This is a genomic window from Nostoc sp., from assembly GCF_036916655.1.
Taxonomy (GTDB): domain Bacteria; phylum Cyanobacteriota; class Cyanobacteriia; order Cyanobacteriales; family Nostocaceae; genus Nostoc.
In genome coordinates this window covers 1-8,990 of the sequence record NZ_JBALFY010000111.1, presented here as the reverse complement: position 1 = coordinate 8,990, position 8,990 = coordinate 1, and the positions used below count along the sequence as shown (strand labels likewise).

The following is an 8,990-nucleotide window of genomic DNA, read 5'->3' as shown; positions in this document are numbered from 1 at the left end:
GATCAGGGTGGGGCATTTCATCCCGGTCAGCAGATGATTGAAGAATCTCTGTTTATGGCTTTCAAACTGCGACTTAGCAGACATCTTAGCAGCACGATTGTACGTTTTTGCGCCAGAGATATTACAAGCTTCTAACGCTTTTTCTAAATTATTATGAATAACACCAAAAGCATCGGAGTAGCTGTTATAACTCCGTTCCTGCGTGGGCGTTAACTCAATTTCGAGAGTCTGATACTGCACCCCCTCGAATGAAAGACTCCGCGCCAAATACAGACCGAGCGCTTTCAAATCTCTAGCGACGACTTCCATTGCGGCAATACCACCGCCCTCAATGGATTCCACAAAATCCTCACGGGAGGTAAACGGAAAGTCGCCCGTCTGCCAAAGCCCCAGACGATTTGCATAAGATAGGTTGGAAACCTTCGTCGCTCCAGTAGCAGAAACATAGATAACCCGTGCCTGCGGTAATGCGTTTTGCAACCGCAGCCCAACAATGCCTTGCTGGGATGCTGCAACCATACCGAGTTTACCTTCCTGCGCCATCGCGTTGCCCATTGCATGGCACTCGTCAAAGGCGATCACTCCCTCAAAGTCCTTGCCTGCCCACTCAACGATTTGCTTAAGCCGACTTTTACCATTCTTTTGAGAACGTAGAGTAGAGTACGTGCAGAACAGAATGCCTTGGGTGAAAGGGATGGGGTCGCCAAGTTTGATGTTGCTCAGGTCAATGATATCTTTTTCACTACCTCCGAGCGCACACCAGTCTCTACGTGCGTCCTCAATAAGAGCAGCACTCTTTGATACCCAGATTGCTTTTCTTCGTTCCTGACACCAGTTGTCGAGGATGATTCCTGCACATTGTCTTCCTTTCCCCGCACCTGTCCCATCGCCAAGAAACCAGCCACGCCGAAATTTTACAGCATTTTCTTCGCCAGTTGCCGCTACAGTCACATTATCCCAAGAATCATCCACAATATAAGACCCAGACAGAAATTCACAGTGCGCCTGACCTGCGTAAATAACGCTTTCAAGTTGTGCCTCTGACAACAAGCCTTGTGTGATAATATTGCTAGGAAGATGCGGTTTATAAGTTGGTGGTGGTGGCGAGACAAGTGCTAGGGCTGCACTTTCACAAAGAAGCGAGGGGTGAGGTAAAGCGTCCTTGATTATGATTCGTTGTGGGCGATAGGTTTCATATAAAGTATCTTTGAGTCCTTCTGTAGCAGACCATTCAACGACTTCGTATTCCAACACTACTATGTCGTCTGGAAGAGAGGAAACTGTTTCTGGTTGTGCAACTGTAGTACGTTTTGGCAATTGAACAACAATTGCCTTCGCAGCAGCTTTGATTTTTTCTGAGCGTTCCCACGGAGATCGCTCAGGTAATTGCTCAATCAACGCCAGCAGTTCGGGTAAGTCCAAGGTTTCTGAAATACAAGGGATTTCGCTGGAGTCAGCCGGAACTTTGTCGATCACTGTAATCCGAGTGTCGATAGTTGTCCCATGTTTTGAGTAAACCTTGCCGTTAACCCCGACCGACATTAAAACTCGTGCTTCCGAGTGCCACCTAACAAAAGTCTCTCGCCAGCTTGGGTTAGCCGGAGAGAACCAATTGGCTGTGATTGTTACCAGCCGTCCACCGTCAGCCAGTCTTTGCAATGCCGAGTTGATGTGGCTCTTAGTTGCGTCGGGGTTGCGACTGTTAATTTTGGGAGATGCACAGAAAGGCGGATTCATCAGCACAACTGAGGGCTGAGTCTTGCCAACCAGATAGTCGTTAATCTGTTCTGCGTTTACTGAGAATAGTGGAGTGCCAGGGAATAACCGTCGCAGAATCTTCGTTCTATCCGATGCAAGCTCGTTGAGCATCAGACTTGCACTGTGCAGTTTAGCCATTTGTGCCAATAGACCAGTTCCGGCACTTGGCTCCAGAATCAAATCATCAGCCTTTATAAATCCTGCTTTGGCTACCAGATAAGCAAGCGGCAGAGGGGTGGAGAATTGCTGAAGCTGTACTGACTCTTCACTACGGCGAGTATGCGTCGGACAGAGGGCTGTTAATTCTTCTAATTGTTGCACAACCACTTGAGGTTGTAGTGATAAAATCTTAATTCCCAGATGACGCAGATATAATATTTGCGCCACTTCCACAGCTTCGTAAGCATCTTTCCATTGCCATGCACCAGACGCGGCAGTGCCTAGAAAGTAGCGATTCATCTGGGAAGAAACAGTTTTCGTAGAGAGAGGGCGATTATCTATTAAAACTTTTGCAAGCTCTTGGGCAACATTAATAACTGACTGCCCATAATCGATTACTGTTTGCAAATCGAATAAAGAACCTTGAGTGAAAAGTTGCTGTACCATTGCATCACTCACAATATTATTTTTTCACTTTTGCTATGGCGAAGCCTTTCTCCTATTAAGAATAAATGAGGCAATTACCAAGAAGGGGAAAAGGGAAAGGGGGAAGGGGGAAAGGGCACAGAATTTAGAACTTTTCCCCACAAGGTAGAAAGCCCCTGTCTTAATTGTGGAGAACAAAAAAGAAGATTTTTGAGACACGTAGTGCGAGAACTTAGCAGCGTCTTTATTTGGAACAAGAGCTTTTAAGTTATTGGTTCCCTTTCCCCTTTAACCTTCTTCATTAGCCTCATTTAAACTTTTGAACCTTCAGATATTTATTCTTCGGTGATCGGACGAGAATTAAAAAGCGAATTAAGCAGTTTTACGCGGTCTACCTGGCTTGCGCTTGCCTGAAGACTTTACATCAACCTGTTTGTTTTTCAGTGACTTGTTGGCAGCATTGTTAGCTTGATTTGAACGAGTAGTACGTTTTGGTTGTGGTGAAACTTCTTTAACTGGAGGCAGTAATCCCATTCAATTCGCAATTCGCAAGTCGCAATTCGCAATTAAAACCCCAGAACTGAACTTGAGGGCTTGAATATAGTTCACATATATCTGAGTTCTTACATAATTAAAATTAGGAGCTTATATCCCTTCAGGAGTTAATTTTCAATTACATCTGCAATTGCGAATTGCGAACTGCGAATTGCGAATTGTTGTGGTGTGATTATTTCTGATACTGATGGAATTGTAGAAGCCGCTATATTTAGATTGCCAACCGAAACCACATTATTAGCATAAGCAGCCGATACAAATAGTCCGTTAATGAACTGGAACATGACGAGAGTAACGAATGCCCAAAAGATAGCTACTATTGTCAAAGTGAGCAGAGATTGCATATCCATGATTATTTATCAACTAAGTATTTGTAATTTTCAATTGATTTACGCAAAGCGGATTTGAGCCTTGTCCAAATATGAAGCGAATTTGAACGCCTCCTCTCTTTAAGAGAGGACTTCACTCTAAATTTAGCGTAGCGTCTCTTTGATTTAATTTAGCCAAACTTCTCTGTTACTTTAAAGCTTAATTGTCAAATAAAACAGCTTTTAGTATTTACCTATTTTTAGATTTCAAGTATTATATTTATAAACTTGCTTTCCAAAGATAAAAATTGGGTTAAGTCTATGGTTAAGATTTAATTTGCTAGCTAATTCTTGAAATAAAAATTTCTATTCAAACGAAAAATAAAAGTAGTCGTCACAACTAATTGAAAGTATGCCTAGCCCAACTACCGACTTAGTTCGCTCCTACCTTAAAGAAATTGGACGCTACCCTCTGCTAACTCCTGAGCAAGAAATTACAAATGCTAGGCTTGTGCAGCAGATGATGGCTATTGAAGAACAGCGTGCAAGTCTCGCAGTTCAATTAAACCGAGAACCAACCACAAGAGAATTAGCTACCTCGCTTGGGCAAACTGAAGCTGAAGTACAGTCAATCATTCAACAAGGTCAAAAAGCTAAAGAGAAAATGGTGACAGCTAACCTACGGCTGGTGGTTTCTGTTGCCAAAAAATACCAGAACCACAATTTAGATTTTCTCGATTTGCTCCAAGAAGGGGCACTGGGTTTGCAAAAGGGAATCGAAAAGTTTGATCCCAACCGAGGCTATAAACTATCAACCTACGTTTACTGGTGGATTAAGCAGTCAATAACACGCGCGATCGGAGAAAAGTCTCGCACTATCCGTCTGCCAATCCATATCAATGAGAAATTAAACAAAATCAGGAGAGTACAGCAGCAACTGTCTCAATCTTTAGGTCGTCCTCCAGTTGTAGCAGAAATTGCCGAATCCTTAAATCTATTACCCAATCAAATACGGGAATATCTTCACGTTTCCCGCGCTCCAGTGTCGCTAGAAATGCGAGTTGGGGATGAGCGTGAAACTGAACTAGCTGATATTTTACCGATGGATGGTATTTCCCTAGATGAGCAAATAGCTCAAGAGCTTTTGCTCAAGAGCTTTTACATCAAGACTTGAGTAAGTTGCTGGCATTGCTCAATCCAAGGCAACGAGAAGTATTGACTCTACGTTTTGGATTGGAAGATAATCAGCAACTAACCTTGAGTCAAGTTGCAAAACGCCTAAATCTTAGTCGAGAGACAATTCGTAAGAGTGAACATCTTGCTTTAAAAATTTTGCGCTCTCATCAAAACAAGATTAAAGACTATCTTCTTAACTAGGACTAAAGGTTGTTTGACTCTGGTTTCATTTATATAAGTCGAACTCGCTACTCCAAAGGCTGGAAACAAATCGCCACTGCTGTTAAAAATGCCTCCAATTGCTGCTGTCAGGAGTGCGATCGCGTACCTGCCATGAACCGGTGGCATCGCCTCTGCTTAATCCCCGGCGAAAAACCTCACTGTTTCAATCAAATGATGCATAAATATATTGATGCCAGAAACTATCCTTATAAATAGAACACCGAAGAAAGAACCGATGCCCAGCAAAACTATTGAAGTCCGAGAGTACACCGTCAGAGCGCACAAGCGGGAAATTCACACTCGCGTTTTCAACTTTGTGTGTAAGCAGTGCGAACAACCTACACAACGAGAAACCTTTGGTGTCCGACCTTTATATTGCGAGAAATGTCATCCGCCTCAACCTCCCAAGCAATCGAAAGTAGTCCCTATAGACAAGAGGAAACCCAGAGCGATGAACTACTTGAGTGGAAAAGGTATTGCGGGATGAGTTGTTGTCTTAGCAATACCTCTACCAATTTGCGAGGGTTCAACGCTACGACGATATGCTGATTGAACTCCTTCCTTCACCATGGCCATGTTAGGAATGCTTGTTGCTGATTTCCTGACAAACTGGAATACGGATTTGAATCTCTGCTCCCTTGCCGGGTTCTGAGGTATATGAGAGTGAACCACCATGTTTTTCAGCAACAATCTGGTAGCTAATGGACAAACCCATACCTGTCCGAATGGCACTAAGAAAAGATGAAACCTCGCCAGGGCAGGGTGTTGGGGGTAGGGTGTAGGGTTTCAGACAATTTGAATACCAGTACGTCAAGGAGTTCAACATCTTCTTAATTCCCCACACCCGAACCTGCAACCCCACGCCCAAAAGCTAGGAATAGCAGAGATTTACGCTTTTCTTAGTGCCATTCCATACCTGTCCCTTTACCCACAGGTTTTGTGGTGAAGAAAGCAATACGGTTCAGATAAGAAATTTACTCATGTTCGCGTAGCGTCTCCTCTCCTTAAAAGGTAAGCATAAGAGCTTTCTCAACAAAAAGATGTCTTAACCGAACGGTATTGGTTTTACCCCTATCTTTGCCGTCTTATGGAACAGGCAGATGGGAGAGTACTACAAGTTACACCCTCCAAATGGTTTGACTACTAGCAAACCCTAGTAATATTAAGCAATATTATCTTTAGGTAAAGATTTAGTAAAATATGTAACTTCATCTATCTAAAGGGGTAAATTAATAATAGTTAAAAAACTTTATAACCAATGCTTAAAATCACCAATTTCTGGGCATTTTGGCCTAAGACACTATCTCCTCTTTAGGTATCTGTAATAGATGCTAAACATTTATGTTTTGAGAAATCACTGAGTATTTTAAGAAAATACATACTTCTGACATTAACTAGCAAAATAAAATCATCTGCTTTTTCCTATTTGAAGAGTTTTATAAGTCCTGTGTTACAGCTTATTAAAAACGTCAAATATAGGATTGAGCTAATTTGCCAATTTATAAAAAAAATTGAAAAACAAAATTGACTTTAATGTGTACCAAAATCAGCAGAAGCAAAATAATCTCATTGAAAAGTCGATTTTGTTAAGTAAGGAATACCTCACTGGGTGCAACTATCCGAACAGAAATTCATTGCCAGAGGTGAAAGAATTAGATAATCAACCAAAAATAGACTGGCAGCAGATACTTTATTCGTTAACGGAACTTAGCCCATTCCCGATTGGAATTGTATGCCTCGAAAGCCAGCAAGTTCTCTTTAGAAACGAATTATTAGCGTCTTTTTTTGCAATTGAGCCAAGTCAAAGATTCGACAAAATCATCCCTAGTTTTTATGACCAGCCAACTTTATGGGCTAAATTAGTTAATAACCTTAAAAGTGGCAACCTCATCAAGAATTGTGCCGTAGAAGTCAAAAAAGCCAATGGTGATACTTTTAAGGCGGAAATTTCAGCTAAGGTTGTTAATTACGAAGACAAACTAGCAGCACTATTCATATTTATGAATAGTACTGAGCATTTAAAAACCCAGCAGGAGGATTTTTCATTAACAACTACTGTAGAAGAGATAACAGACCCCATTGACTTCACATACAGCCAATCCAATTTGGTTGATGCGAACCCTTCTATTGTAAGCACTACAGGTAATCAGAACGCTCAATCAGTTGAAAAAATCTCACCTTTACAGGAGCCAGAAGTAGATTTACATCTAATGGAACGTGCGATTAATGCTAGTAGTAATGGCATTATTTTGACAGATCCCAATCAACCAGATAATCCGATCATTTATGTCAATCCAGCCTTTGAATCAATCACAGGTTACTGTGCCAGTGAAGTAATTGGCCGAAACTGCCGCTTTTTGCAAGGAAACGATTCAGAGCAATTAGCCCTTCAGGAATTGCGTAATGCAATTCAAGAACGAAGAGAATGTCATGTCATTTTACGGAATTACCGCAAGGATAATGTACCGTTTTGGCATGAACTCTACTTAGCTCCTGTGTTTGACAATTCCGGTTACTTGACTAACTTTATTGGTATCCAGACTGATATTACTGAACGCAAACTTCTTGAAGAAAAGTTAGTTCACAATGCTTTTTATGATGCTCTGACTGGACTGCCCAATCGAATTCTATTTATAAACAGGCTAGAACAAGCCATTGCACAGATAAAACATAATCCAGATGATTTGTTTGCTGTGTTGTTCCTTGATCTTGACCGTTTCAAAGTCGTCAATGATAGCTTAGGACACTTAGTTGGCGACCAACTATTGGTAACACTTGCTCAACGTTTACAACAATGTTTGCAGCCTGACGACATTGTTGCTCGCTTAGGTGGAGACGAGTTTACCATTTTGCTCTCCCATATTCAAACTATTGAAGATGCGACCGACATCGCAGAACATATACATCAGGCATTAAAGTCGCCCTTCAACTTGTGCGGGTATGAAGTATTTATGACTGCTAGCATTGGCATCGCTTTAGGTACAAACCAATACGTTCAACCCGCAGATTTACTTCGAGATGCTGACACTGCCCTTTACCGCGCTAAAGAACAGAGTCAAGTTGGACATATAGTTTTTGATAGTACTATGTACGATCGGGCAGTAGCGCTGTTGCAGTTAGAAACTGACTTACGCTGGGCAATTGAACGACAGGAGTTGTGCATTTTTTACCAGCCAATTATTTGTATAAAAACGGGAACAATTACAGGATTTGAAGCACTGGTTCGCTGGCAGCATCCAGAACGTGGACTTATTTCTCCAGCCGAGTTTATTCCCGTAGCAGAAGAGACTGGACTGATTATCCCAATTGGTCAATGGGTACTAACTGAGTCTTGTAAGCAATTGCGGCAGTGGCAACTACAATTTCCTGCCATCAAACCCTTAACGCTCAATGTTAACCTTTCTGGTAAACAGTTCTCTCAACCTCATTTAATTAAACAAATCAGCCAAATCCTTCAAGATACAAGTCTTGGCCCTAGCAACTTAAAGCTAGAAATCACTGAAACTGCAATTATTGCCTCTCCTGAAAAGGCTACCTCTGTCCTTAAACAGCTTAAGGCTTTTGGGTTGCAATTATGTATTGACGATTTTGGGACAGGTTATTCATCTCTAGCTTATTTGCATAATTTTCCCATTGATGTTCTCAAGATTGACCGCTCCTTTATCAATCGCATTGATAGCGATACTGAACAATTCGCTATTGTTCGGGCTATTGTTACTTTAGCTGATAATTTAGGAATGAGTGTCGTTGCAGAAGGGGTAGAAACGATTGACCAATTAAAGCAACTTAAATTGTTGCAATGTCAACAAGCACAAGGATACTTATTTTCAAAGCCTTTAGATCGAGAACAAGCAAGAACTTTACTAGCTTCTGGGCAATCATTTTTAAGAGCATAAAAGCTTCTAACTCATGAGTGCTGAATTTTTACCATAAAAGTTGTTTTTACTAATCAGCAGGATGTTTATATCATTTGTTGTGAAATCTTGAAGTTACGAAGAAAATAATTAGATTGGTTTCTCTTAAAGTACATAGAGCTTCAATAAGAATTACTCCTAATCGGGAGTTGGAGCTGAAACTCTGTGCCTTCAAGCGGTTGTGTAATGCACTTCAACTGACCACCATGCTTGTCTACAATTTTATAGCTAATTGACATTCCTAAACCTGTACCTGAACCAACAGGTTTGGTTGTAAAGAAAGGGTCAAACATTTTTTGCCTCACTTTCTCTGTCATTCCACAGCCATTGTCAATAACTCGAATCATTACTTGATTACTATCTAAAACCTCAGTAGCAATGCCAGGGTTAGCGCATCTCAAACCCTATTGACAGTAGGATTCTAGGAGAGTGTTGAATTTGGGAGAGCCGCCGCCAAAACAGAAACCATATA

The 8,990-nt window shown here is 41.4% G+C and carries 7 protein-coding genes and 2 pseudogenes; 3 read left to right on the top strand and 6 right to left on the bottom strand.

Annotation, left to right across the window (positions count from 1 at the left end; genetic code table 11):
- The 3 genes from V7L31_RS29720 to V7L31_RS29710 form a co-directional block, all read right to left on the bottom strand.
- On the bottom strand, positions 1 to 2,376 hold a 2,376-nt coding region (locus tag V7L31_RS29720; RefSeq protein ID WP_334699553.1), incomplete at its 3' end, for a strawberry notch-like NTP hydrolase domain-containing protein.
- A gap of 339 nt (positions 2,377 to 2,715) precedes the next feature.
- Positions 2,716 to 2,877, bottom strand: coding sequence for a hypothetical protein (locus V7L31_RS29715; RefSeq protein WP_334699552.1), 162 nt, complete (start codon positions 2,875 to 2,877; stop codon positions 2,716 to 2,718).
- A 128-nt stretch (positions 2,878 to 3,005) separates the two neighbouring features.
- Positions 3,006 to 3,248 carry a hypothetical protein gene (locus V7L31_RS29710; RefSeq protein ID WP_334699551.1) on the bottom strand — a complete coding sequence of 81 codons (243 nt, stop codon included), beginning with the start codon at positions 3,246 to 3,248 and terminating at the stop codon, positions 3,006 to 3,008.
- A gap of 370 nt (positions 3,249 to 3,618) precedes the next feature.
- Between V7L31_RS29710 and V7L31_RS29705 the strand changes: the two are divergent.
- A pseudogene (locus tag V7L31_RS29705) lies at positions 3,619 to 4,583 on the top strand (RpoD/SigA family RNA polymerase sigma factor).
- On the opposite strand, the gene V7L31_RS29700 reads toward V7L31_RS29705, so the two are convergent.
- Positions 4,530 to 4,730, bottom strand: coding sequence for a hypothetical protein (locus V7L31_RS29700; protein WP_334699554.1), 201 nt, complete (start codon positions 4,728 to 4,730; stop codon positions 4,530 to 4,532). The pseudogene V7L31_RS29705 and the gene V7L31_RS29700 overlap by 54 nt on opposite strands.
- Positions 4,731 to 4,839: 109 nt before the next feature.
- On the opposite strand from V7L31_RS29700, the gene V7L31_RS29695 reads away from it, so the two are divergent.
- Positions 4,840 to 5,091, top strand: a complete 252-nt coding sequence (locus tag V7L31_RS29695) for a hypothetical protein (RefSeq protein ID WP_334699550.1) — start codon at positions 4,840 to 4,842, stop codon at positions 5,089 to 5,091.
- Positions 5,092 to 5,181: 90 nt separating this feature from the next.
- On the opposite strand, the pseudogene V7L31_RS32750 reads toward V7L31_RS29695, so the two are convergent.
- Positions 5,182 to 5,325, bottom strand: a pseudogene (locus V7L31_RS32750) (ATP-binding protein); the annotation flags it as partial.
- Positions 5,326 to 6,115: 790 nt separating this feature from the next.
- Here V7L31_RS32750 and V7L31_RS29685 point away from each other — a divergent pair.
- A complete protein-coding gene (locus V7L31_RS29685; protein WP_334699548.1) occupies positions 6,116 to 8,500 on the top strand; it encodes a putative bifunctional diguanylate cyclase/phosphodiesterase in 2,385 nt (794 codons plus the stop codon).
- 140 nt (positions 8,501 to 8,640) lie between these two features.
- On the opposite strand, the gene V7L31_RS29680 is transcribed toward V7L31_RS29685, so the two are convergent.
- On the bottom strand, positions 8,641 to 8,919 hold the full coding sequence (locus V7L31_RS29680; RefSeq protein ID WP_334699547.1) for a sensor histidine kinase: 279 nt from the start codon (positions 8,917 to 8,919) through the stop codon (positions 8,641 to 8,643).
- Between the last annotated feature and the right edge of the window lie 71 nt (positions 8,920 to 8,990).

Bases quoted from the DNA above. Each gene is read 5' to 3' on its own strand.
- V7L31_RS29715 (WP_334699552.1), bottom strand. From the start codon at position 2,877: ATGGGATTACTGCCTCCAGTTAAAGAAGTTTCACCACAACCAAAACGT.
- V7L31_RS29710 (WP_334699551.1), bottom strand. From the start codon at position 3,248: ATGGATATGCAATCTCTGCTCACTTTGACAATAGTAGCTATCTTTTGG.
- V7L31_RS29700 (WP_334699554.1), bottom strand. From the start codon at position 4,730: ATGCCACCGGTTCATGGCAGGTACGCGATCGCACTCCTGACAGCAGCA.
- V7L31_RS29695 (WP_334699550.1), top strand. From the start codon at position 4,840: ATGCCCAGCAAAACTATTGAAGTCCGAGAGTACACCGTCAGAGCGCAC.